This window comes from Methylococcales bacterium (genome assembly GCA_030949405.1).
Lineage (GTDB): Bacteria > Pseudomonadota > Gammaproteobacteria > Methylococcales > Methylomonadaceae > WTBX01.
This window is the reverse complement of sequence record JAUZSN010000002.1, coordinates 2,780,054-2,804,838: the sequence shown is the minus strand read 5'-3', so window position 1 is coordinate 2,804,838 and position 24,785 is coordinate 2,780,054. Positions and strand designations below refer to the sequence as shown.

Annotated in this window: 31 protein-coding genes and 1 CRISPR repeat array; of the genes, 25 read left to right on the top strand and 6 right to left on the bottom strand. The window is 38.7% G+C overall.

Annotated elements, in window-relative coordinates:
- Nucleotides 1–279: 279 nt before the first annotated feature.
- Nucleotides 280–564 carry a hypothetical protein gene (locus tag Q9M50_14390; protein MDQ7091801.1) on the bottom strand — a complete coding sequence of 95 codons (285 nt, stop codon included), beginning with the start codon at nt 562–564 and terminating at the stop codon, nt 280–282.
- Nucleotides 565–932: 368 nt separating this feature from the next.
- Here Q9M50_14390 and Q9M50_14385 point away from each other — a divergent pair, with 368 nt between their 5' ends.
- From Q9M50_14385 to Q9M50_14350, 8 genes are all read left to right on the top strand, one after another.
- The gene (locus Q9M50_14385; GenBank protein MDQ7091800.1) at nt 933–2,093 is read left to right on the top strand and encodes a D-alanyl-D-alanine carboxypeptidase family protein; all 1,161 of its coding nucleotides are present in this window, start codon (nt 933–935) and stop codon (nt 2,091–2,093) included.
- Nucleotides 2,093–2,938: an aminotransferase class IV gene (locus Q9M50_14380; protein MDQ7091799.1), complete on the top strand. Its 846-nt coding sequence runs from the start codon at nt 2,093–2,095 to the stop codon at nt 2,936–2,938. Before Q9M50_14385 ends, Q9M50_14380 begins: the two co-directional genes overlap by 1 nt.
- Entirely contained in the window at nt 2,931–3,203 is a 273-nt protein-coding gene (locus tag Q9M50_14375; GenBank protein MDQ7091798.1) for a DUF493 domain-containing protein, read from the top strand. Before Q9M50_14380 ends, Q9M50_14375 begins: the two co-directional genes overlap by 8 nt.
- 313 nt (nt 3,204–3,516) lie before the next feature.
- Nucleotides 3,517–3,942, top strand: coding sequence for a hypothetical protein (locus tag Q9M50_14370; protein MDQ7091797.1), 426 nt, complete (start codon nt 3,517–3,519; stop codon nt 3,940–3,942).
- A gap of 10 nt (nt 3,943–3,952) precedes the next feature.
- On the top strand, nt 3,953–4,348 hold the full coding sequence (locus tag Q9M50_14365) for an ABC transporter permease subunit (protein ID MDQ7091796.1): 396 nt from the start codon (nt 3,953–3,955) through the stop codon (nt 4,346–4,348).
- Nucleotides 4,345–4,761 carry an ATP-binding cassette domain-containing protein gene (locus Q9M50_14360; GenBank protein ID MDQ7091795.1) on the top strand — a complete coding sequence of 139 codons (417 nt, stop codon included), beginning with the start codon at nt 4,345–4,347 and terminating at the stop codon, nt 4,759–4,761. The genes Q9M50_14365 and Q9M50_14360 overlap by 4 nt, the downstream gene beginning before the upstream one ends.
- Nucleotides 4,727–5,257: an ATP-binding cassette domain-containing protein gene (locus Q9M50_14355; GenBank protein MDQ7091794.1), complete on the top strand. Its 531-nt coding sequence runs from the start codon at nt 4,727–4,729 to the stop codon at nt 5,255–5,257. Before Q9M50_14360 ends, Q9M50_14355 begins: the two co-directional genes overlap by 35 nt.
- A gap of 371 nt (nt 5,258–5,628) precedes the next feature.
- Entirely contained in the window at nt 5,629–10,605 is a 4,977-nt protein-coding gene (locus tag Q9M50_14350) for a 2-oxoacid:acceptor oxidoreductase family protein (protein ID MDQ7091793.1), read from the top strand.
- A 116-nt stretch (nt 10,606–10,721) separates the two neighbouring features.
- Here the strand turns inward: Q9M50_14350 and Q9M50_14345 are convergent, their stop codons facing one another.
- The 4 genes from Q9M50_14345 to Q9M50_14330 form a co-directional block, all read right to left on the bottom strand.
- Complete coding sequence (locus tag Q9M50_14345) at nt 10,722–11,510, bottom strand: vWA domain-containing protein (GenBank protein ID MDQ7091792.1); 789 nt, start codon at nt 11,508–11,510, stop codon at nt 10,722–10,724.
- Between the two features lie 10 nt (nt 11,511–11,520).
- Nucleotides 11,521–12,504: a hypothetical protein gene (locus Q9M50_14340; protein ID MDQ7091791.1), complete on the bottom strand. Its 984-nt coding sequence runs from the start codon at nt 12,502–12,504 to the stop codon at nt 11,521–11,523.
- A gap of 938 nt (nt 12,505–13,442) precedes the next feature.
- On the bottom strand, nt 13,443–13,760 hold the full coding sequence (locus Q9M50_14335; protein ID MDQ7091790.1) for an STAS domain-containing protein: 318 nt from the start codon (nt 13,758–13,760) through the stop codon (nt 13,443–13,445).
- A 918-nt stretch (nt 13,761–14,678) separates the two neighbouring features.
- Nucleotides 14,679–15,536, bottom strand: a complete 858-nt coding sequence (locus tag Q9M50_14330; protein MDQ7091789.1) for a transposase — start codon at nt 15,534–15,536, stop codon at nt 14,679–14,681.
- A gap of 182 nt (nt 15,537–15,718) precedes the next feature.
- Here Q9M50_14330 and Q9M50_14325 point away from each other — a divergent pair, with 182 nt between their 5' ends.
- The 14 genes from Q9M50_14325 to Q9M50_14260 all read left to right on the top strand — a co-directional run bounded on the left by Q9M50_14325 (nt 15,719) and on the right by Q9M50_14260 (nt 23,239).
- Entirely contained in the window at nt 15,719–16,339 is a 621-nt protein-coding gene (locus Q9M50_14325; GenBank protein MDQ7091788.1) for a helicase-related protein, read from the top strand.
- Between the two features lie 191 nt (nt 16,340–16,530).
- Nucleotides 16,531–16,688: a CRISPR direct-repeat array (repeat unit 29 nt; unit sequence AGAAACACCCCCACGGTCGTGGGGAAGAC).
- Between the two features lie 459 nt (nt 16,689–17,147).
- A complete protein-coding gene (locus Q9M50_14320) occupies nt 17,148–17,390 on the top strand; it encodes a hypothetical protein (GenBank protein MDQ7091787.1) in 243 nt (80 codons plus the stop codon).
- Between the two features lie 80 nt (nt 17,391–17,470).
- Entirely contained in the window at nt 17,471–18,268 is a 798-nt protein-coding gene (locus tag Q9M50_14315) for an ATP-binding protein (protein MDQ7091786.1), read from the top strand.
- 3 nt (nt 18,269–18,271) lie between these two features.
- The gene (locus Q9M50_14310; GenBank protein ID MDQ7091785.1) at nt 18,272–18,604 is read left to right on the top strand and encodes a hypothetical protein; all 333 of its coding nucleotides are present in this window, start codon (nt 18,272–18,274) and stop codon (nt 18,602–18,604) included.
- Nucleotides 18,601–18,909 carry a hypothetical protein gene (locus Q9M50_14305; GenBank protein MDQ7091784.1) on the top strand — a complete coding sequence of 103 codons (309 nt, stop codon included), beginning with the start codon at nt 18,601–18,603 and terminating at the stop codon, nt 18,907–18,909. Before Q9M50_14310 ends, Q9M50_14305 begins: the two co-directional genes overlap by 4 nt.
- A 1-nt stretch (nt 18,910) precedes the next feature.
- Nucleotides 18,911–19,954 (top strand): DUF3102 domain-containing protein, encoded by a 1,044-nt coding sequence (locus Q9M50_14300; protein MDQ7091783.1) that lies wholly within the window; start codon nt 18,911–18,913, stop codon nt 19,952–19,954.
- On the top strand, nt 19,947–20,222 hold the full coding sequence (locus Q9M50_14295) for a hypothetical protein (protein ID MDQ7091782.1): 276 nt from the start codon (nt 19,947–19,949) through the stop codon (nt 20,220–20,222). Before Q9M50_14300 ends, Q9M50_14295 begins: the two co-directional genes overlap by 8 nt.
- 32 nt (nt 20,223–20,254) lie before the next feature.
- Nucleotides 20,255–20,842, top strand: a complete 588-nt coding sequence (locus Q9M50_14290) for a DUF3164 family protein (GenBank protein MDQ7091781.1) — start codon at nt 20,255–20,257, stop codon at nt 20,840–20,842.
- Nucleotides 20,842–21,096: a hypothetical protein gene (locus Q9M50_14285; GenBank protein MDQ7091780.1), complete on the top strand. Its 255-nt coding sequence runs from the start codon at nt 20,842–20,844 to the stop codon at nt 21,094–21,096. Before Q9M50_14290 ends, Q9M50_14285 begins: the two co-directional genes overlap by 1 nt.
- 116 nt (nt 21,097–21,212) lie before the next feature.
- The gene (locus Q9M50_14280) at nt 21,213–21,617 is read left to right on the top strand and encodes a regulatory protein GemA (GenBank protein MDQ7091779.1); all 405 of its coding nucleotides are present in this window, start codon (nt 21,213–21,215) and stop codon (nt 21,615–21,617) included.
- Nucleotides 21,605–22,084 (top strand): hypothetical protein, encoded by a 480-nt coding sequence (locus Q9M50_14275; protein ID MDQ7091778.1) that lies wholly within the window; start codon nt 21,605–21,607, stop codon nt 22,082–22,084. Before Q9M50_14280 ends, Q9M50_14275 begins: the two co-directional genes overlap by 13 nt.
- A 37-nt stretch (nt 22,085–22,121) precedes the next feature.
- Nucleotides 22,122–22,415: a hypothetical protein gene (locus tag Q9M50_14270; protein ID MDQ7091777.1), complete on the top strand. Its 294-nt coding sequence runs from the start codon at nt 22,122–22,124 to the stop codon at nt 22,413–22,415.
- 2 nt (nt 22,416–22,417) lie between these two features.
- On the top strand, nt 22,418–22,795 hold the full coding sequence (locus tag Q9M50_14265; protein MDQ7091776.1) for a Mor transcription activator family protein: 378 nt from the start codon (nt 22,418–22,420) through the stop codon (nt 22,793–22,795).
- A gap of 144 nt (nt 22,796–22,939) precedes the next feature.
- Nucleotides 22,940–23,239 (top strand): hypothetical protein, encoded by a 300-nt coding sequence (locus Q9M50_14260; protein ID MDQ7091775.1) that lies wholly within the window; start codon nt 22,940–22,942, stop codon nt 23,237–23,239.
- A gap of 93 nt (nt 23,240–23,332) precedes the next feature.
- Here the strand turns inward: Q9M50_14260 and Q9M50_14255 are convergent, their stop codons facing one another.
- Entirely contained in the window at nt 23,333–23,716 is a 384-nt protein-coding gene (locus Q9M50_14255; protein MDQ7091774.1) for a hypothetical protein, read from the bottom strand.
- A gap of 185 nt (nt 23,717–23,901) precedes the next feature.
- Between Q9M50_14255 and Q9M50_14250 the strand changes: the two genes are divergently transcribed.
- From Q9M50_14250 to Q9M50_14240, 3 genes are read left to right on the top strand one after another with little or no spacing between them, the layout of a single operon-like run.
- Nucleotides 23,902–24,126 (top strand): hypothetical protein, encoded by a 225-nt coding sequence (locus tag Q9M50_14250; GenBank protein ID MDQ7091773.1) that lies wholly within the window; start codon nt 23,902–23,904, stop codon nt 24,124–24,126.
- Nucleotides 24,117–24,476, top strand: a complete 360-nt coding sequence (locus Q9M50_14245) for a hypothetical protein (GenBank protein ID MDQ7091772.1) — start codon at nt 24,117–24,119, stop codon at nt 24,474–24,476. Before Q9M50_14250 ends, Q9M50_14245 begins: the two co-directional genes overlap by 10 nt.
- A complete protein-coding gene (locus Q9M50_14240) occupies nt 24,477–24,785 on the top strand; it encodes a hypothetical protein (GenBank protein ID MDQ7091771.1) in 309 nt (102 codons plus the stop codon). It abuts the gene before it with no gap.

Below are 24,785 nucleotides of genomic sequence, written 5' to 3'. Positions count from 1 at the left end.
GTGAAAATAATTAGGGGGATAATAACACCATAACAACGCTTAAAATTTGGAGTACAAAGCCTATTTTGTACCCCAGAATTTTTTAAAGCCTCTAAAAATTTAGACCTAGGAAGGGGGGTTTAATAACATTGAAACTTTTTTGGACGAGTTGAGCGCAGCTTGCACCGACTTTAGGCGACCTAAGTTTTAAAAACTATTAATAGCTCTTTCTTAAAGGGGAGGGGCGAGTGGACTTTTTTCAGGGTTATACTCAAAAAAATAGGGCTTTAAAGAATAAATTTAAGCCACATTTAATTGTATATATTTATCCATTTCACTGATAATTAAACTATCATAATGTCGCTTTAAACTAGCATCTGTTGGGCGAGAGTGAAAATTAGATTCTATTTCGGCCTGTAAATTGGCTAAAAAATGTCGTTTAAGCATAGAATCTTCAGGGATTTTTATAGATTTATCGGCCTTTTTTACAACAGGTGTGTTTAAAGAATTACTTGTCGTTGGTGCTACATAGACTGCAATTATCATTGCGATAACGACCGAAAGTAATATGATCATTTCTATCATTGTTTGTTCCTAATAAATTGTCAGTGATTAGTCTAACTAAAATTATAGAATTGTGCAATAAACATGCCAGTAATTAATCGATTGTTTTACTCGGCATACAAGCAGGTTAGAAAATGAAATTATCTTTTATAGGGACTCATTTTGACAAACAGCGCACCCAAATGAATCAAGAAGGGCGTGATCGTTCAGATTTAAAGTGAGATTTGTCGTTATTATGAGAGTATTAATTACCCATAGTAAGGTATTTTTTCATCTGTTGATAACGCCTGTATTTTCTTTGTGAGGGTGTTGAAATCCGGCCTCTACTTGCTGTCTTCTAATCTGTTACAATATTTATTGTTTTTATCGTCAGAACTTGGATTAAAATTATGCCTTCAACGCTTCACGGTTATCGCTTAATAGCGGCGCTTTTACTCTATTTATTTATATCCCCCATAATTAGTGCAAGTGACGAGGCTATTTTAATGCCATCACCTCCTGTTGTTATCGGTTCAAGTTATATTTTAGAGGATTTTAATAGTCATAAGGTTATTGTTGAAAAAAATTCTGACAAAACACTTTCACCTGCAAGTTTAACTAAAATTATGACGGCCTACGTTGTTTTTAGTGAAATAAAAAAAGGAAAATTAAGTTTAACTGATAAAGTTACCGTGTCTGAGAATGCGTGGAAAATGCCAGGCTCACGGATGTTTATTGAAGTAGGTACGCAGGTGATGGTTGAGGACTTATTGAAAGGTCTTATTATTCAATCAGGGAATGATGCGAGTGTGGCGTTAGCAGAACATATTGCAGGGAATGAAGCGAATTTTGTTTTATTGATGAATGAGCAAGCCCAACGATTAAAATTAATTAATACCCATTTTCAAAATAGTATGGGACTGCCTACGGAGAACCATCACACGACAGCGAAAGATTTAATTTTATTAACCCGCGCCTTAATTACAGATTTTCCTGAATATTATGTTTGGGAGTCACAAAAAGAATTTACCTATAATAATATCAAGCAACGGAATCGTAACCGATTATTATGGAAAGACAGTTCCGTTGATGGGGTTAAAACAGGTCATACGAATGAGGCGGGTTATTGCATGGTGGCTTCGGCAAAACGTGATAATATGCGTTTAATTTCCGTGGTGATGGGAGCAAAAAGTGAATCGGCCCGTACGGCTGAATCGCAAGGGTTATTGAATTATGGTTTTCGGTTTTATGAAACCCATCGACTTTATCAGGCACAACAGTCATTAAAAAAAGTTAGAATATGGAAAGGCGAGCGTAAAGAGCTAAAATTAGGGGTCGAAAAAGATCTTTATATTACTATTGCAAAACGCTATTATGAAAATTTAAAAATTGAAACTAAAACAGATAAAAAAATTATTGCGCCCGTTATTAAGGGGCAAGTTTATGGCGCGGTGACTATTACACTTAAAGGCGAACTAATTAAAAGAGTTCCTTTGATCGCGCTTGAAGATATTGCGATTGGTAGCATTTTTCAGCGTTTTTATGATCATTTACTACAATTAATAGAATAATGGAAAATATGACGGTCTATTTAAATGGAGATTACCTCCCTTTAAATGAAGCAAAAATTTCGGTATTAGATCGAGGTTTTTTATTTGGTGATGGGGTTTATGAAGTGATTCCGTGTTATCAGGGGCATTTATTTGAGTTCAATGCGCATATGCAGCGGCTAGAAAAAAGTCTGGCAGGAATACAGCTCGTTTATCACCGTCCCCTAGAAGAATGGCGACAAATAGTACAGCCCTTGATTGATTCCGCACGTAATCAATATATTTATCTTCATTTAACACGTGGCGTAGCGACAAAAAGAGATCATGCGTTTCCTGCAAATACTGCCCCAACGGTATTTGCAATGTGTAGTGATATTATTCCTGTTACAGCACGGGAACACGGTTTCAAAGGGGTTACGTTTAATGATAATCGTTGGCATTTATGTCATATTAAATCCACGGCGTTATTAGCAAATGTATTACTGAAACAACAAGCGATTGAAACAAATCAAAGTGAAGCTATTTTAATTAAAAAAGGTTATGTAACCGAAGGGGCTTCAAGTAATTTGTTTGCCTTAATTAACGGTGTTTTAACGACACCGCCTTTAACCAATGATATTTTGCCTGGTATTACGCGTGAGGTTATTTTAAAAATTGCAAAGGTGAATCAAATTAAAACCGCTGAACAGCCTATTTCTGAAGACGCGTTAAGAAATGCGGATGAAATCTGGCTAGTGAGTTCAACCCGTGAAATATTACCCGTGATTGAATTAGATGGTTGTAAGGTTGCTGAAGGTAAAGTAGGCAATTTATGGCGCACCGTTAATACACTTTTTCAAAACTATAAAAACCTATCTCATGAGTGAAGAAGACCGTCCGAGTGTTTTTGATTTTCCTTGTCAATTTCCAATTAAAGCCATGGGGAAAACTGATATTGAGTTTGACCTATTAGTGGTTGATATTATAAATCAACATGTTAATGCGCTAGCGACTGATGCTATAAAAATACGACCGAGCAAAAACGGTAAATTTGTTTCAGTCACAATTACGATTGAAGCCATGAGTCAACGTCAATTAGATACGATTTATCAACAATTAAATGATCATCCACGCGTATTGATGACGTTATAACGGTGGAATTATCTTGAATCCTGTTTGATGTATTTACGCTAAATTGATAGATTGCGCCCTCCTGAATTTAGGCTACCAACTTAGATGGAACAGTATGGCGCGAGGCTTAACCTCAACTTGTCTCGTCTTAAGTTAGTAGCCTGAATTTCTATAATAAGGAATAAGCTTAAACAGGAGAGCGGTAAATTTAACGGTTACCATTGATGTAGACGTGCGACGTATCGTGTTTCTGGCCTTTGAGTATTTATAACACGGTCTAAGCAGCATCCTGTCGTGTTTGTTTTATGAAGTCGTTCGATAAAGGAGTCATGAGTTGAATTCGCCCCTTATTTTTGGTTTACATGCCAATCCCCCCAAATACGTTAAACGTCTCATCATGTTATTGCCGTTTATACTCCTAATAGGCTGTTATCTCTATGCGTCGCATTTACGTTTGACGGATAATCCCCACGATAAATTATTACCCAGCTTATCCTCGATGATTAAAGCCATTAATCAGCTGGCTTTTGAAGAAGATAAACGTTCTGGTGATATTTTATTGTGGAAAGATACGTTTTCAAGCCTAACACGTCTTTTTTATGGAATCAGTCTTGCTTTAATAACGGCGTTATTATTAGGGCTTTATATGGGCTTATATCGAGGCATTGACGCGCTGTTTTCGGCGTTTATTGTTTTTATTTCAATGATTCCTCCCTTGGCTATTTTACCTATTTTGTTTGTTAGTTTAGGGGGTCGGTGAGGTTGCAAAAGTGGCCCTTATTTTTATCGGAACCTTTCCACTTTTAACCCGTGATATTTTTTTAGCGGTTAAAGAAATTCCACCGCAACAAATTGTTAAAGCCTTAACCTTGGGAGCCTCATCAGGGGCTATTATTTACCGTATAATTTTACCGCAAATTTTCCCACGAGCAATTAATTCTGTGCGTCTTGTGCTGGGCAGTGGATGGTTGTTTTTAATTGCTTCCGAGGCAATAGCATCAACAGATGGGTTAGGTTATCGTATCTTTTTAGTTAGACGCTATTTGGCGATGGATATTATCATTCCTTATGTGTTGTGGATTACCTTACTTGGGTTTAGTTTTGATTTTTTATTACGACAATTAAAACAAAGGGTATCCCCTTGGTATGAGGCTAAATCGATATGACCGTTACCGCAAAAAAACATAAAATTCACTTAGAAGATATAGAAAAACACTATGGTGAAAAAAGAGTTTTAGATAATATAGATTTATCCGTTTCATCGGGCGAATTATGCGCGCTTGTCGGCCCTAGTGGCTGTGGTAAATCAACGTTACTCCGTTTGATTTTAGGGCAAGAACAACCAACAGCAGGGAATATTTTTATAGAAGGGAAGGCGGTTGGCTTCCCACAACCTAACCGAGGCATTGTTTTTCAACGCTACTCATTATTTCCTCATTTGAGCGTTTTAGATAACGTATTATTGGGGAAACGATTATTTGAAGGACGTTGGTGGTTACCTTGGGCAGCGCATAAAAACTGGCTAGATGAAGGCTATGGATTATTTGGAGCGTGTCAGACTTACGGATGCGGTTCATAAATACCCACATGAGCTATCAGGTGGAATGCAGCAACGCGCCGCGATTGCCCAAGCATTAATTATGAAACCCCCTGTTTTATTAATGGATGAGCCTTTTGGTGCATTAGATCCTGATACACGTGAAGATTTACAATTATTTTTATTGAGTTTATGGGAAACCGAAAAATTAACGGTTTTTTTTATTACCCATGATTTGGAAGAAGCCTGTTTTGTTGGGAGTCGATTATTAGTTTTATCACAATATTACAGTGATGACCGAGGTGAAGACAGCAAAGCTAATCGAGGGGGAAAAATTGTTGCCGACTATCAATTAAATGCGGTGGGAAACTCGACTGAAATAAAACAAAGTGCTGACTTTAAAGCCTTTATTGAGACGGTTAGAGCCGAAGGGTTTAACCCTAAAATACGTCAACATGTTAGAAATTTTAACTTACATCATCCTGATTCGTTCCAAACCTTGACGGCGGAAGAAAATAGAGTACATATTATGAAATGAGATTATTAAATATATTCTTGCGTTCACGTTATAAACTTACAGTTCACCATGCAACTTTCAATATACATTTTTGTCCTAATTCAACATAGAATATATAGGTTTTAAAAATGAAAAAGTTGACTTGAATTCAGGCGTTTAATAAAACAATCAGATGAAAAAGCGAGTGAAGAAATCAGAGGGAAGTATGAAAAAATTAGATAAACTTGCCGCTGGGGAGCCGCCCCAGCTAGAACTCATCCTCTTTTATCTAATCGTTTACTATCAGCTATCCAGAAGGTTACGGTAGGCTACCGTATCGGCAAGTCTATAGACATAACTATAAACTCCATTCTCAAAAATAACAACTCAATACGACCTCCAAAGGGAACTCAATGGCATTTTTCAATAAATCAAAAACACCTAAAGAAATTAAATATCCAGGTATTCGCATGGCGATGGATGGAAACGCAGCGGTCGTGATGTGTGAGCGAGAATCCAGCGATGCGGCGGGTGCTTTTCCCATTACTCCCTCAACCGATATGGGGGAATATTGGGCAGAAGAGAAAAGTAAAGGGCATCTTAATATTTCAGGTCGTCCGTTAATTTTTGTTGAACCGGAAGGTGAACACGCCGCCGCTGCGATTACAGCGGGGATGTCAATGTCGGGTTTACGCGCCACTAATTTTAGTTCGTCACAAGGCATTGCTTATATGCACGAGTCCTTGTATACCGCTGTCGGCAAGCGATTACCCTATGTCTTAAATATTGCTTGTCGTGCCATCACTAAAGCGACGTTAAATGTTCATTGCGGTCATGATGATTACCACTGTATTGATGATACGGGGTTTATTCAAATTTTTGCCAAAAATAACCAAGAAGTCGCTGATTTAAACGTTATTTCTCGAAAAGTGGCGGAATTGGCTTTAAATCCTGCGGCTGTCGGGCAAGATGGTTTTTTAACCTCGCATTTGATTGAAGCTTTAAATTTACCTGAACGTGAATTGATTAAAGAATTTTTAGGTAAACCTGAAGATATTATTAATTGCCCAACCCCTGCACAACGTATTTTATATGGGGCAAGTCGTCGTCGTGTCCCGGAACTTTGGAATGTTGATAAACCGATGATGTCAGGGGTGGTGCAAAATCAAGAATCCTATATGCAATCGGTTGCCGCGCAACGTCCGTATTTTTTTGACCACATAGAAACGTTCATTGATGAAAGTATGGATGAATGGTTTGAACTCACGGGGAGACGTTATCATCGCATTGGTGAATACCGTTGTGAGGATGCGGATTATTTAATTATTGCTCAAGGGAGTGTAATTCATACCGCAGAAGCCGTGGCTGATTATTTACGCGAGACTAGAGCGATTAAACTCGGCGTAGTCAATATGACTGTGTTTCGTCCTTTTCCTGGTGATTTAATTTCCAACATCTGTAAAGGACGTAAAGGAATCACCATCATGGAACGAACCGATCAACCTTTAGCGGAAGATTTACCGTTGATTTGTGAAATTCGCACCGCCATGACGAAAGGGTTTGAAAATGGTCATTCAAAAGCCACCCCCTTTCCTAAGTATGCCTCTTATACACAAACTACGGACAGCTCACCGTTATATTCGGCTTGCTTTGGTTTAGGAAGTCGTGATTTGCAACCCGAAGGCATTATTGCCACGGTTGAAAATATGTTAGCTGAGGGGAAGCATAAAAAATTCTTTTATTTAGGCATTGAATTTACGCGTGAAACCGCTTACAGCCCTAAGCAAGAAATTCAACAACAATCCATCGCCGACGCTTATCCTGGTATTCGTGATTTAGCCTTAAAAGGCTCTGAAAACCCGAACCTTATGCCAAAGGATGCGGTTACGGTTAGAATGCATTCTGTCGGGGGCTGGGGCGCGATCACGACGGGAAAAAATTTAGCGATGACCTTATTTGATTTGCTGGATTACAATATTAAAGCCAATCCTAAATACGGTTCTGAGAAAAAAGGCCAGCCCACAACGTATTATTTATCCGCCTCTTCGGAACCGATTCGTATTGCGTGTGAATATGCCCATGTTGATGTGGTGATTTCCCCTGATCCCAATGTTTTTACGCATTCAAACCCACTCGCAGGACTCAGTGAAAATGGCGTTTTTATTATCCAAAGCAAATTAGAATCGCCTGAAAAAGTATGGCGTACCTTTCCACGCTTTGCTCAACAATATATTTTTGATAAAAAAATTAAAGTCTCGTACATCGACGGGTTTAAAATTGCGCGAGAAGAAACCCAACATGCCGATTTGCAATTTAGAATGCAAGGGATCGCTTTCCAAGGAGCTTTTTTTGAATCATCGCCTATCGCTAAAAATGCAGGTAAAACCAAAGAAGAAATTCTGCAAGCGATTCACGATACCATCAGCAAGAAATTTGCGAGCAAAGGCGAGCAAGTTATTGAGGATAATTTTAGAACCGTGCAACGGGGTTTTAGCGAAACCAAGCATTTAGACGTGTCCGCAATGACGGTGGGGGATGTGGAATCATGGATAGAGCGTGTTGAAGCCACCGCGCCTTTAATGTTGTTACAGAAACCCGCTAATGATGAGCCGTTGTCTGATATTCACCGTTTCTTTGAGCAAACAGGCAGTAACTATATTAATGGTCGAGCCGATAATTTAGCCGATCCTTTCTTGGCCACCAGTATTATTCCTGCGGCCACTGGCATTTATCGGGATATGACTCAAATTCGTTTTGAACATCCTGAATGGATTGCTGAAAATTGTACCGCCTGTGGGGATTGTTATGCCATGTGTCCTGACAGCGCGATTCCTGGGTTAATTAATACTGTTAATGAAGTCTTTGAAACCAATATTAAACGGGTTGAAAAAACAGGAAAAACGGTTAAACATTTACGCCGTGCGATTCGTGTTGTTGAGAAAAAATATCATGCGTTAACGGCCGATAAATCCGAGGGGACTAATTTACAACCCGTCTTTGCACGAGCCGTCGGTGAAACGATTAAGGAATACCCAGAAACGGAACGTGAAGAAGTCACTTTAGAGTTTGATTGGTTTAAAGAGGCGATGGGGGAGTTTAAATTTGCATTAACCAAACCTTATCATGATGCGATTAATAAACGCACCCCGAATCAAGGCGGTTTATTTTCAATCACCATCAATCCAATGACCTGTAAAGGCTGTATGGAATGCGTTGAAGTTTGTGATGATGATGCCTTAAAACCTGTTGAGCAAACCCGTGATAGCATTAAAACCTTGCGTAATGATTGGGAGTATTGGAATGATTTACCGACCTCGAACCCAAAATATAAACGGATTGATGATTTAGATGAAAAAATTGGCGCGTTAGATACGTTATTGCTGGATAAGAAAAATTATCATTCGATGAATTGTGGTGATGGCGCGTGTTTAGGTTGTGGTGAAAAAACGGTCATTCATTTATTTACCAGCACAGTCACTGCGCTAATGCAGTCCCGTGTTAAAAAACATTTGGTTCATCTTGATTCACTCATTGTGGGGATGGAAAAACATATTCGTCTCAAACTCGCTGAAAATTTAAATATCACCGATATAGAAACGGTTGAAGCGGCGATTGAGGCCAATAAAAATGTTGATTTAACCTTATCTAAATTAAGCACAGCTTTAGATGAGGGCAAGCCTAGCCAACCGATTGATAGCGAATGGTTAAAATGGGCCTCACAAATTGTCGCTAAATTAAAGCATTTAAAATGGCAATATACCCAAGGTTTAACAGGCAATGGTCGTGCAGAAATGGGGATTACCAATAGCACAGGCTGTACCTCAGTTTGGGGATCAACTTATCCTTTTAATCCTTACCCATTTCCATGGGCCAATAATTTATTTCAAGATGCCCCGTCGTTAGCGATGGGAATTTTTGAAGGCCACATGGTTAAAATGGCGGAAGGATTTAAAGCCATTCGGATGGCAGAATTAGAAATTGCAGGAAAATATAACAAGGAAGAGTCCGATCACTTTTTTACGTATTTTGATTGGCATCACTTTAGTGAAGAAGAGTATTTACTTTCACCGCCCGTGGTTTGCATTGGTGGCGATGGGGCGATGTATGATATTGGTTTCCAAAATTTATCCCGTTGCATTATGTCAGGGATGCCGATTAAAGTTTTAATTTTAGATACGCAAGTTTATTCTAATACAGGCGGACAAGCGTGTACTTCTGACTTTATTGGACAAGTGTCTGACATGGCACCTTATGGCAAAGAGTGGAAAGGGAAGACCGAACGTCGTAAAGAAATGGGGTTAATTTCTATGGCCCATCGAACCGCTTTTACCTTGCAAAGTTCAATTGCTCACACCAATCATTTACTGGAAGGTTATATTGATGGGTTAAATTATCGAGGGCCTGCGGTATTTAATATTTATGCGGTCTGTCAACCTGAACATGGGGTTGCTGATGATGCGGCTGAAATGCAAAGTAAATTAGCGGTAGAGGCGCGTGCGTATCCGTTGATGTCATTTGATCCACGATTAGGGGATAACTGGGATACCAGTATGTCGTTACAAGGCAACCCTGATTTAGATAAAGATTGGACAACTTACACCTTAAACTATGTTGATGAATACGGCATGGAAGGGTCAATGGAAATGCCCTTAACCTTTGCTGACTGGGCGTTAACGGAAGGGCGTTTTCGTAAACATTTCAAAATTGTTCCCCCGTCAAAATGGAATGATGATATGGTTGAAATTGCCGATTTTATTGATTTAACGCATGAGGAAAAGGCCGAACATATTGCTTTTCTTTATGCCGTGCATCCTGAAACCAATACATTAATTCGAGTGGTGATTGATTCTGAAATCGTGCATTCAACAATTGAGCGTCGTGATTTTTGGCGTACCTTGAAAGGGATTGCAGGGTTGAATCGAGAAACTGTTGATCCAGCTGCGATTGCGGCCCAAGCAAAAGCGGAAGTGGCACAAAGTTTAGCGGCCAGTTTAATGAATTTGGCAGGGGGCGATGGTCAAGCTTTGACGGATTTTATTACAGCAACGCCGACGATTGCTACTGCGTCTATGAGTACGCCAACAGCTCCCTCCGTCGGTCAATCAACAACGGCGACTCCTGAACCCAAAGCCGCAGGCGGGCATGATGCGGTTTGGATAGAAACGCCTGATTGTACAACCTGTGATGAATGTGTCGAGATTGCCCCTGCTATGTTTAAATATAATGAAGATAAAAAAGCAATCGTCATTGACCCAACCGCAGGAACGTATGAGCAAATTGTTAAAGCGGCAGAAAAGTGTACCGCCGTGATTATTCATCCAGGAACGCCTTGGAATTCTGATGAGAAAAATTTAGAGAAATTAATTAAACGGGCTGAAAAATTTCAATAAATTAACGAGTGTGATGGGATCGTGTGAGGAATAAACTTTTCATTCGTAGCCACATGAATATAGAGACGCGATGATTCGCGTCTCGGGTATTTTTAGACTCAATTTACGTAACGAATTTAGAAACTATCAGGGCTGAAATCGACCGACTCTGCGAGTACCGCTTGTAAGCCTCGTTGTAATTCTTCGGCGTTACTGGCTGCGGTATAAACCGTTAATCCAGGTTGATTTAAGCTATGTTGTTCATCCAGACAGAACCCTATACTATGAACAACAACAGGCGATTGTTGATGAAGGGTGCTTAATATTTCTTGAGGTTTTTCCGCAGTGGATGCAATTCCATCCGTCACCACCACTAAGTGATATTCACCATAGCCTAGTTGTTTTGCGGCTTGCTGTGTTAATTGTTGATAGCCATAACGAATAGCGGTTGCCAAGGGGGTTCCGCCTCCTGTTTCAATACGGTTTATTTGTTCAAAAAAAGCATCACGATTCCCCATCGTCAAATTAACACGCTCACTTGTCGCTTTACCATCAAAAGCATACAACGCTAAATTTGCATCCGCTGGAATTTTTTTGGCAAATTGCGTGACCGCTGTTTTAGCCACCGCCATTTTTGTAGAGCCTTCCGCACATTGCATTCCATCCATTGAACCACTCCAATCCAGTACAATATAATAGTTTGTGGTTAATAGATTTTCACTTAATGATTTTTCATCAACATCATGAGGCCAGTTATCATCAATAGGACGTAACGCATATAAAGGATTTTCTGAGGGAGCCTGTTTTTTTAGTTCAGTCTTAACCGCCGTTGTTGCTTGCGGTGTTGTTTCTGGAGCAGGTTCGCCCTCACAAGCAGAAACAGATAAGACGAATAAGGCCGTCGTGAAATACGATAAATAATTCATACATCCTCCTCTATAACGGTTGAAATACAGAGTCTTCTGCTTCAATTTGAATAATCCGAAATTCAACGCGCATATTCGCTCGCCAATCTTTTTCAGTTTTAGGGGCGCAGGGTAAATTGCCACAAACGCCTGATTTGGGCGATGAGATTCCATGACCAATAATCGCAAATTGCGAGGCATCTAATAAAACCCCTTTGCTCGATGCATATTGAATAATGTTATCTCGAACGGCTTGTGAGCGGCCCAAACTTAGGTTTTTCGCACTTTGTTTAATTTGCCCTAAAACCAAAGCTTGCTCACCTGCTTTATGTTTGCGTAAATAGCCCATAGGATCAGAGTGACCTTCCACCGTAATCACGGCTCCGCCATAAGTTGAGGCTAAATTAATTACTTTTTCAAACGCATCTTTATAAAAATCAATGGAGAAGTTTTTTTGATTCGGGGCGAAATAAATTTCAAATTTAAATAATTCACCTTGATCTAAGGCCCCCTGTTGCTGACGTTGGTTAATAACCGAGGCGACTTTTGCAGGGTTAAATTTAGGGGATAGTTTTTGGTTGGTGTTTGTTAAGCCCGTTTGTAATAAGGCATAATCCCAGTTGGCTTTAGTAAATAAGACATCGCCTTTGACTAAACCTAATTCGGCAAGCCCTTTTTGAATTTCTTTATTTAAAACCCGCATCATATAATCAACATGAGGGCCATAGGCTTGTAAAACGATGGTTTTACCTTTTAAATCTTTTGCACTATGGATGCCTTTTTTTACGACTAACGCATCGCCTCCGGCTGACCACGTTGATTGGTAAATAATGACAGGGCGAGTCCGTGGATCTTTATTGATTACATCAGCGGCTTGGTTAAGCATACCTAATGTGCCACGAAGATACGGAGTTTCACCCGCTAGATAACGTTCAATTTGTTTGGAAAATATATCTTGTCGTAGTAAGCGGTTTTTAAGGCCCGATTTTCCTAAAATGCTGGTATCGGTTGACATTGCAGAGTCGCCATTCCCATGAAGGGTTGCGATGTCGCCGCCCCAGGTAATGATAGGAATAGTCAGTACGTCGGCGGATTTAACGTCAGCGACCGAACCTTTTACGATTTAAGTCATGGGGGCTATTTTAATGTAATCAATAGCTTGCACGCTTAAGGATAACCCCATGCCGACTATTAATAGTATGGATTTTTTATACATTTAATTCTCCTAGTCATACCGAATTTAAGGCGTTATATAATCAATGCCTATGTCCATGACAAAAATTTAATTGAAGGAGGGAGGGGCTTATACCCCTTGCCGTATTTTGTCGTGTACAGTGAAGAAATGCAATAGCTTATTAAGACGGTTAAAGAAAACAACGGTTTTCTTTAAATAAAATGGTTTGCCGACGATTTATTACGCAATTCAGAGTCTATTGAGTTATTTTTGACGTGTCCTTTTTGGACGACCAACTTAAGACGGGATAGTATGGAACGAGGCTTAACCGTTCGTATTGAGTCCAGATGGTTAAGCCGTTCGTGTTGAGTTTGTCGAAGTATGAACGACTTTTATGGGCGTTACTATTTATGGAGAACGTCAGGGAAGATTGGTTGTTTTCGACCGCTTTAAGTGAGTTACCATCAATTTAATTGAGGTAATCATGGCATGATATGAGGCGTAAAATTTAGGTATTGCGTTGGGAGTCGGTTCTTGATAGGAAAGTCAAAAATATATTATGAGAGTTTATGCAGGGAGGCTTTGTTATATGGGTTACTAGAAGGTTATTTCTATATAATCACATTCTATGTTTACAGGTGTTATACGAGTTCAATTAATTGATCCGCAAATTCATCAAATAAAGCGAGAACAGCATCATCCCCTCCGTAAATGCTGTTTTTATGGTCAATAATTAGCCCATTTTTAAGCTAGGCTGCGTAGTTACATTTGATCATTATTTATGAAATAGGAGGATCTAACGTAAACAATTTATCAAAATTAGCAATTTTAAGAATTTTTCTAACTTCTTCCGTTGAGTTTTTTATGATAATAGCTTCTTTGTTTTCGTTCACTTTATCACGTAAAACCAATAACATTCCTAAAGCAGAGCTATCCATATAATCCGTTTCACTCAAATCAATTGCAATCACCTTCACACTCGCGCCTGTTTGTTGTGTGATTTTGCGAAAATTTTGGTGAATACTAAAATCAAATCGCCCAGAAATACTGACTTCTAAAGTTTGTGTTTCCGTATTTAAATTTGTTTCTACAGCCATTGGTCAATTCCTGTTAATGAAGATAAGCTATTCATAATTATATTTTGATCGAGGATAAACACTTAATTTTTTTAACATATTTATTACCCAAAAGGTTTATAACGCCTAATCAGGAATGAAAACATAATAATTTTCAAAACTTACGCTGCGTAGAGTGGGCAAAGTTTTACCCTACGTAGGTGGCACTATAAATGCGACAAAAAGGTTCGAGTATTATTAGTACCTGCCTTCCTTAGTGTTCAGGATATAAAATATGTCCATTGATTCCTGTTATTTACGCTGTATCTCATTTGTTCAACAGTTTCAAAATTCATAGAAGTTCTTACATATCCCTTGCGGCCAATAGTATAACAGACAAGGGCTATTTTGCTATGAAATATCCATAAAAATAAGATCACTATGGGTCACTTAACTTAAAAAAATTAACAGGAAGTTTAAAGTAATATCTTAAGTATTATTTCTTTTTAATTCTATAATCAAAAAATAGTTGTCAAGTTATCAAAAATAGTAGGTTGAGTACTTTTTTAGTCTATCAAACTTTAAGACCCTATACCTGAGCATAAATTTTAAGAGACCTAACCTTTATGATGAATAGTGACGTGCCAAGCCTGTTTGGTGCGCCAAGAGACTTAAAAATACTGTGAATATTAATGCCATCATGAACGGGTCTTTCAACCTTAATGTAGTATAGACTACAAATAATATTCATCGTAACTTAAATTTGATTGATTTTTCTTAAGATCAAATTTAAAAATCAATGTTAACTATTATCGAATTTTTCGATTAAGGTGTAAATATTAAATTTAATTACTTTATGTAAAGTGTGACCTATATTATTCTTAACGACGCTCCTTTGTGAAGGTAATTACGCGAATTTAAGTTATAAGTCCAATTCATTTTTCAACACTTCGGACAGTTTTAATGCGAGATAACCCCGAAGCTACAAAGCTCCTCGTATTGAGAAGAGCATTTTATTAAACTCAGGTCTACCCCAGAGTTTAATAAAATACGTTCAATCGATAACTCATTGAAAAATCTAGTCTTCCAGCTACCGATTGAAATTGGTTTTCGTTTAGGACTTAAAAGTCGGTCATGCCATTTGATCAAATTTAGCGCAGTAAAACGTGCCTTAAAATGGCTGTGTAAAGCAGGTTCAGAACGTGCTTGGCAATCACAAAGTCCTGTAAATTGTTTAGCATCACGAAATAGAAATTCAATCTGAAACCGTGCCTTGTAATAATTATAAAGTGTCATTGCATTTATCTCTGTATCTGTTGAGAACAACAAGGCATAACGTGTACCTTGTGACGTTGTTTTAACTAAATAAGCGATGCGAATATTACATTTCAATGAGACAGAATTAACGATTGCTGTATAAATCTTAACACCACCCTGTTTACCTGCTAATTCTAATTTTCTCGTCTCACCCACAATCCACTTACTGTCATAACATTTATGGCGACCTTTTTCTTTTTGCACACCTTCGTAGAGTAAACGTAAATTAGCATCACAACGTAATTTTCCAATTTGATGGTAACCTTTAGCGATCACGCCATGGGTAAACTTTTGTTTAGAATCCCAAAACTTAGCTAAACCGTAAGTTTTTTCACCACTTTTGTTAACAAAGCTACACTCTAAAGCCGCTATTTTTTGTCCCGACGTTGAAAGAATTTCATTATTACCTACCTGATTAAATTTAAGAAAATCTAACTTTTTATTAAACCATCGACGATAGGTTTTTTCTGATAACTCATTGTAACGGTGGTTTAGAACCACTAGACATTTTTTCTAAAATCGTTTCTATTAGTTGCATGGAAATCTTCTTTTCAGGAAATTGTTGCTTTAGAAACTACATTTTCCTATGAATTGAAGATTTCCTCTACTTTTAAAACTGTCCGAAGTATTGAGTAAAATAGAGTTGCTTTTTAAGACAGTATCTGACCCCTTTATTCCGCTTTATTCTTCTTTATTCTAAGAAGACGGCGAATCAATTAAGTTTAAGTTTACCGCAAGTACGCATTGGTTGGATTCATGGGCGGATGAAATCAGGCGAAAAAAATAAATTAATGCAGCGATTTAAAGCCCATGAATTAGATTTATTAGTGACAACAACGATTATCGACATCGGTGTTGAGGTCGCAAATGCAAATTTAATGATTATTGAAAATTCTGAGCAATTAGGTTTATCACAATTACATCAGTTACGAGGGCGAGTAGGACTCAGCTCCTGCGAGAGTTATTGTTTATTGCTTTATCAACCTCCTTTAACGCCAATAGCGCAACAGCGACTAAGGATAATTAGGGCAACGAATGATGGTTTTAAAATTGCCGAGAAAGATTTACATTTATGTGGTGCAGGTGCGTTGATGGGGACACGACAAACAGGCTCACGGCAATTTAAAATAGCCAATCCTGATAAAGATGGTGAATTATTAGAACTGGCTCAACAAACTGCGTATCATTTTTTACAGTATTATCCAATGTTAGTTGATCCCTTAATTAAACACTGGTTAGGGGCTGCGACAGATTATACCTTACCTGATTTAGTGACAACAACCTCATCGGCTGCAATCAAATAAACTTTGATTGCCCTTGATACCGATAAACTGGTTAATTAACAGCCACCGTAATTTTGCCCAGTCTAGTTCTTCTTTAAAAAACGTTGAACAGTACGATATACCCATTACACTTGAAGATGCAGGTTTGCATCCTTCAATGTCGATCTTTCAAGCAATTTTATTCTGCAACTTGAAGTCGTTTTGTTATAGTTAAGAAACACCCCCACGGTCGTGGGGAAGACACCTTATGACCCGCCAGACCCAGCTCAGGGACAGAAACACCCCCACGGTCGTGGGGAAGACACACTTCTAAAACTGCCAGCAATACATTGGCAAGAAACACCCCCACGGTCGTGGGGAAGACCCAATAAATTTGTCTACTGAGACTTTAAAAGATATATGGCACATATTTATATTACCTGTATTTTGGTTTTTTATCAGGGATGACGTGGGATATAGCGGGTTTTGGTAGTTTTTTTTGATTTAACCGATATTTGGCACACTTTTGAATAAAGCGGCGTTTTTTCTGTTTTGTTTGGCACAACTTTTTAGGTTGTTATTTTTATCGTTCAAAAATGATAACACGGTCACATAAAATTAACCGCGTTATCGCTGGCTTTGCGGCTCTATCTATTCAGTAAATTTTATGTATTCCAATACTTCGGACAGTTTTAAAAGTAGAGGAAATCTTCAATTCATAGGAAAATGTAGTTTCTAAAGCAACAATTTCCTGAAAAGAAGATTTCCATGCAACTAATAGAAACGATTTTAGAAAAAATGTCTAGTGGTTCTAAACCACAAAAAAATTTTATCTAGCCTATTAAGTAATTTGATAAGCTTTAGAGGTAAGGCTAACTATACAAATCTCAGCCGTTACAATGAGTTATCAGAAAAAACCTATCGTCGCTGGTTTAATAAAAAGTTAGATTTTCTTAAATTTAATCAGGTAGGTAATAATGAAATTCTTTCAACGTCGGGACAAAAAATAGCGGCTTTAGATTGTAGCTTTGTTAACAAAAGTGGTGAAAAAACTTACGGTTTAGCTAAGTTTTGGGATTCTAAACAACAATAGTTCGGACAGTTTTTGTAACCCATTGATTTAAAAAAGAATTTACCAACACACCTCGTAAATATAAAACCCTTTAAAATCAATTGCTTATAGAATTAAGACCGCTATCTTTTTTAAAACTGTCCGAAGTACTGAAAATAGAGAATATCATGAAATTGCATTATGTAAAAACCAGCAACCATAAATTATTTACGGGGGCAGTAGCGAAAGTTCAGAACGGCGCGGCACGTGAGGCGCAAATTGTTTTATTGGCAGGCGATCCGGGTACAGGGAAAAGTCGCTGTGTTGACCATTATGGCGCACTTAATAACGCCTTATATATAGAAGGGTTGCCAGAAATGACGTTGAGCTACATCAAAGACCTTATCGCTTATGAGCTGGGTGTCACGGGGTTACGGGGGTTTTCCTTGCAAAAAGCAATCAATGAAGCAATGGCTAGCCGCCGTCAAGCGATAATTTTAGATGAGGCACAGCATGGGCTAGACCGCAGGGCAACTGTGATTGAGTATTTACGCCGCTTATGCGAACAGGCAGGCACAATGCTTGTTTTAGTTTGCCACAACTCAGAGCGTCATCGTTTTGCAGAGCATAAACTCGCGCATATTTCAACGCGCATTAGTGCTTTAGTAGAGTTTAAAAAAGCATCCTTGGAGGATACCACGCTTTATTTATCGCAATTATGCGACGTGAATATTGATGCGACGGTAGCCGCGCAAGCTCATAAAGAATCGGCAGGACGCTATCGTTTATTAAGTAGTGCTTGTCGAACTATAGAGGTACTGGCAAAGCAGCTCAAAAAAGAAAGCCTAACCGCAAGTGATACACAATCTATTCGTCTTTGTGAAGATGCCATGCGTTCATTAAGCAAAAGAGGGCGTTAAACAATGCAGAAAGGACAGCGCGCCCCACGCACTAAAACAGTAGGCTTACGCGCACAAGCTTGGTGGGTTATTCGTAAACACAAAAGCACCACCTTAACCGAATTAATGCTAACAGTCTGCACAGGTGAGGAAAAAAATGCAGAGACTAATTTAAGAGGATGGCTAAACCGCCTAACCCATGCGGGGTTATTAACTCGACAACGTATAAAAGATGGAAAACTGACTAGCAATGGCACGTTTCAATACAGCTTAAGTAATGATATTGGCTCACTTGCTCCGGTGGTTCGTAAAAATGGCGTTTATGATCCTAATTCAAAAACGATGGTGAATGTATGAGTTTTATTAAAGCTTTGCAAGCTAAACGCGATGAGGTGGGTACTCATCAACTTTCTCACGCTTTAGGCTTGTCTGAGTCAACCATTCGCGTGATTTGCAATGGGCATTACAAAGGCAGTTTAGAGGTGATTACTGGCATATTCAACCAGATTTATAACAATGACTGTATTTGTGAGTTCACGCAAGAAATTATTGACCGCACTGACTGTTCTCGCCGTGCATCAGCACCACGACCATTTGGCGGTGCAACTAAACAAGCTTGGTGGGAAACCTGCCAGAGCTGTGAACTTAACAAAGGTAACTAACATGAGCATTATTAAAGAAATTACTCCCGAAGATTCGGAAACGGGAACTAGTCACGCACTGACGCTGAAAGATAACAAGCCTATTGTGACAAAGTTGGAGCGTCTCGCAGGTGAAATTAACGCAGATTTTCAAACACTAGAAAACATGCAGGTCAATCTGCTGGTTATTGCTGCAAAGCTTGGGGAAAAAATAGCGATTGCAAGAGATGTTTGTGGTAAAAATTTTAATTTTTGGTTGAACGAAAACTGCTCGGTAAAAAGGTCTCAAGCTTACAATTACATGCGTATAGCAAAAGAAATGCCTGAGCTATTAGATGATTCCGTCCATTCAAGTGGACAGAAAAAATTAGAGCTTACTCAAGCGATAGTATTGCTCAATGCCCCTGATGAGGTGAAAGAATCAGTTGCTGAGCGAGTTGAGGCGGGTGAAAACGTAACTGTTGCGGAAATCAATTATTTGAAAAAAGAAGCGAAAGAAGCGAAAGACGCGGAGATGACTTATAAAAGAACCGTTGGCTTATTAAAGAGTGAGCTTAAGAAGGTTGATGCTGAAAATTTAAAAGTTTCTGATGATCTGGCTGATCTAAAAAATCAACAGCAAGCCAATATTGATGAGGCAATTAATTCAAAAATGGAGGCTGAAAAAGCAGTTATGCAACAAGAAGTCGATAAGTTGGTGGCTCAGGTCTCTAGTGATTATGAAGACAAAATCAACCATCAAACTGACAAAATCAGCGAACTGCGTAATCAATTGGCCAACCCTGATGCCGAAAAATTAGACGCGATTAGTCAGCAAATTGCAGCGGCAGAGATGCAGTTGTTGGAGATCGAACAAAATCGACTTCATGATGATTATGATGATATTTTCTGCGGTCATTTAAAAAGATTAATGGCGGCTTATTTAGAGGTCTCTACAGCACTATTAAGCCGACCGCAGCAACATAATTACCATTCCGAAACTCAGCAATTCATTAAACGATCACATGATAACTTGAAAAGTCTGGCAGTAGAACTAAAAAATCAACTGGAGATAAAAGATGCCTAAATCGAATCATAAAAACCATTTAGCCTTATACGATTATTCAAAATTATTGAAAAATGCGGTCACTGCATTAAAGCATAGGGGCATTGGTCGCATTCATGTAAATAAAGTCGAATCCAGTCAGCAAGAAAATGTTTTAGATGTTCATATCGACTATTTTAAGGGGCTGAATGTATTAAATGCAGAGCAGTTTAGGTTTTTCAATGAGATAGGGGTTTATAGAATCTCAATCACAAATCACGTTAATTTAATTTGGAGTAAAAGAAAATGAGTACAGAAAAGATAGTAGTTCCAGAAGGATATATGGAAAATGCAGTGGGGCATTTAGTCCCTAAGTCGAAAATTTCTGAATTGGATATTTTGCGCCATGAAATGGTCGGAGATATTTTTGAAAAAGCACAAGCTCTGCAAGATCAAATGAGTGATTTTAAGGCGGGTGTGTTAGGTGATGTGGCTGCCTTTATGCAAATGTCCGCCGATGAATACAACGTCAAGCTAGGCGGTAAAAAGGGCAACGTTTCCTTAGTCACCTTTGATGGTCGCCATAAAGTTTCTTTTACTGTGGCTGAGATCTTAACCTTTGATGAAAAAATCCATGCCGCGAAAGCCATTATTGATGAGTGCCTGCACAAATGGACTGAGAGCAGTGACGACAATATTAAAGCCTTGATTGATTTAGCTTTTAGTGCTGATAAGTCGGGCAATATTAAAACGCAAGCGGTGATGGGGCTGTTTAAGCTCAAGATTACCGACCCGCGCTGGCAGCAAGCAATGACAGCGTTAAAAGATTCAATCATCGTATCGGGGTCTAAATCTTACATGCGTTTTTATAGTCGAGTCGGTGAAGAAAGCAATTGGCAACCGCTTAGCCTTGATATGGCAGGTATCTGATGTGTGGTCAACAAATAAATCGAAATATCATTAGCAAGCTCTCGTTTTTATCGTTTATTGAAAACGCTAATGTGGAGGGTATTGAGGCGAGAGAATGGCTGGAGAATGCATTGTTGAATAAGCATGAGCCACCATATCCATTTACACATGTTTTTTGCCAATCAACGGAAAATGATTTCAAAATTAAATTTGAACAGGATCATGGCATGGCGGGTAAATATTGCCCTTTTTGCAAAAGAGGAAAATTAGGGTGAGCAGGGCTTTAGTTTAACCGTAGGGTGGGCATTATTGCCCGCCCTACATCCATATTTCTAATGAGACTTTACTAAGGTTTCATTATAAATATTCTTAAACTCAAAAAGGAATACTGATGTCTAAAAAAGGCAATCGTTCAAAAGAACTAGCGAGAATTCATGTTTTAAAAAAACAAGTAGGCTTAACTGATGAAGGCAGTTATCGCGACATGCTTGAGGCGCAAACGGGTAAGCGAAGTGCGGGGGATATGACTTTAAGCGAACGCCATAAGGTTATTAAGCATTTACAAAAAAGCGTTAAGCCGACTAAAGACCCTTATGGCAAGCCGCCTAAGAATTTTGAGACTAGTCCCCAATGGCAAAAGGTCGGTGCGTTATTGGCTGAACAGGAAAAGCCGTGGGGCTATGCGCGTGCTATTGTTAAGCAGATGTTTAAAAAAGAGGATTTAGAGTTTTCAACCAATAAAGAGCTAACGGCGGTGATTACGGCGTTGGTTAAAAGATCAGCATGGATAAGTTGACGTTTGTGCAAAATATCGTGATTCGCAGTATGCCAGAGCCTGGCAAGCTTGCCGCTGCAATTACCTATGCGGAAGCCGCATGGCAACAACTTAGTGAACGGGGGTATGGCGAGAAAAAAAACGCTATTTCAAATCCTAAAGCCGATAGCTACCACGCGTTAAGCGAACGGCAGCGTTTTTTCTTTGATGAATTTTGGAGGGCATTTGATTATAAAAAAGACCGTGCAAACGCGGTTAAACGCTTCGCGCAGTTGGGCGATTTAGATGATTTGCATTATCAGCAAATTATCGAAGCTGCTAGAAAAGAAGCGGCGCGTGATTTTGGAAACCTAAGCCGCAAGATGGCGCAAGGGTGGTTAGCGGATAAAAGATACTTGGATGACTACAGTAATGGCAATGCAACACATCAATATCAACCTAGAAAATTATCAGCCGTCGAACGAGTCAAGCAAGCCAACGGCTTCTAATAATAATGAGCGTATTATGGGGCTATTTTGGTTGCGAATGACAGAGATGTACGGGCATTTGTGGGTCAGTGCTTACGGCGATGTGCCGAGCGAGCTATGGGCTAAAGCCGTGGCTAGATTGTCAAATGACCAAATTAAAAGGGGCTTAGAAGCCTGTTTAGATCGTGATGATAGTTATCCGCCGAATTTGCCCACGTTTTTAAAATTATGTAAGCCTGTTTATATACCGCTCTGTTACAGACCCTTTAAGAAATTATCTAAGTCTGAGTGCGATCCCAAAGTAGCAAAATCTAATTTAGAAGCAATGCGGCAAGCATTGAAAGGAGTATAGAAATGAGTATAGAAATGAGTATGGAGATGGGTGATGATGAGTCTAAATATCCAGAGGTTCTAGTTGATCTTAGAGAGAGTCTAGAAGCTGCATTGATGAAAAAGGGGATTAAGACCGCCGTTGCTTTGCAATGCGCCCATGAAGCAGCAGAAACTATCCGCAAAGAGTGGGGTGGCACGTCAGTTTATATCTGTAAAGGTCTAGATTATGAATTAAGCCAGCGTGATCTCGAAATATGGAATAATTTCAGTGGACATAATCATCGCCAACTCTGCAAAAAATATAATATCACTAACGTCTGGCTGTATAAAATCATTAAAAAACAACACTCTGAGATGATTAAAAAGGCACAGAGTGATTTGTTTGAACCTAAAAAATAGGCATAAACAAAAAAATTGACAGTGGGGTGAGTAATGCCCATCCTACCGGCCAACAAGCAGTAATTAAAAATAAATTTGCGCTTTATATAGTATTATGCTATAATTGTACGCACTATAAATAACTACACACTGGGAGGGGATATTATGACAAGATCGAATCTATTTAAATCAGCGCATAAATTAGCTCGCTCATTTGAAGGTAATTATTTAGCGTGTTTTACTCTAGCGTTAAACCAAATTTTAGACGGTGTTGATGTTGATGTTGATGTTGATGCTGATGTTAATGATGTTGACGGTGCTGATGTTAATGATGCTGATGCTGATGCTGCTGATGATGCTGATGATGCTGATGCTGATGTTAATGATGTTGTTTTATTTAGCAACCCGCATTATAAATTTATTTTTAACATTGATAGACGATATTATTTGGAGCAACTGGAATGAAATTAAGTGGAATGAAATTAAGAGAATACATTTATAGTAACTATAAAACGCAATCTGAATTTGCTAATAAACAAGGAGTTCAAGCAGCCCAGATCACTCAATGGCTAAAAAAAGATATTGTGGTGGTGGATGGAAAAATGTATAGTTTTCGACGTGAGTTAAAATGTAGCAAAGTAGATTCATAAATTGGTAAAAAAATCCTTTATTTTTCTTAGATAAGGGATTTTTTATGGATCGTCTATCAATGTTAAAAATAAATTTATAATGCGGGTTGCTAAATAAAACACCACCATCAACACCGTCAACATCAACAACAACATCATCATCACCGTCAACATCAGCATCATCAACATCAACATCAACACCGTCAACACCATCTAAAATTTGGTTTAACGCTAGAGTAAAACACGCTAAATAATTACCTTCAAATGAGCGAGCTAATTTATGCGCTGATTTAAATAGATTCGATCTTGTCATAATATCCCCTCCCAGTGTGTAGTTATTTATAGTGTGTACATTATATCATAATACTATATAAAGCGCAAATTTATTTTTAATTACTATTTATTATAATGATTCTAAACCGCTTTATTTATCTAAACCCCCACCTTCCCTTATTCTACTTGTCATCACTAAACACTAAATACTAAGCAGGAGTCGCTATGTTTAAAAAGCTAATTTTAGCCGTTTCCCTTCTTTTTCTTTCAGGGTGCATGAGTTCAAAATTAATAGAAACATCGAAAGGCGAGCCTTATGCGTTTGTCGTTACTTTTGGGGGATTAGCACAGGAAAATTTACTTGAGCTAACGACTGAATGTAAAAATCCAGCAGATAAAGATGACCTATCTACCTCATTAGCAACCGCACTTAAAAACCGATGGAAATAGAAATAGAGCTTTGGCATTTAATCACGTTATTACTAACGTTCATTGGGTTTTTGATTAGTCTCGGAAAATTTTTTTTATCGCAAATCAATCGGCAATTTAAAGAACAAGAGCTATTGCGTCAGCGGCATACAGATCATATAGAGAAACGCTTTCATAAGCTGGAGAGTAAATCCTCAGAGAACATGGAGCGTGCATTATCTGTTGAGCGAGAGTTTTTACAGCACAAGGGAACTCTCGCCTCGGAGTATGTTCGTCGAGACGATTGGGCCAGGAATCAATCAATTATTGAAAGCAAGCTAGATTCACTGGCTCTGCGATTAGATAATTTTTTCAAGCGAGGTGAAAAATAGATGAGTATTGATGAAGTAAAAATACGCCGTGAAGCGGTGCGATGGATTCTTTTGTTAGCATTAAATAATACGCGACCGATCGGCGCATATTTAGAACTACTCCTTCCTATTGCTCAGGCGGTTTATCCAGATTTTACAGTAAAGGAATTGCAGCGCGAACTGGGGTATCTGAGCGAGCGTTCATTAATTAAAGTTGATAGGCAACCCTGCGGTAGATGGCATAGCGAATTAACTCACTATGGCGTTGATATTGCAGAATATACTATTGATTGTAGACCTGGTATCGCCCGCCCTGAGAAATATTGGTAA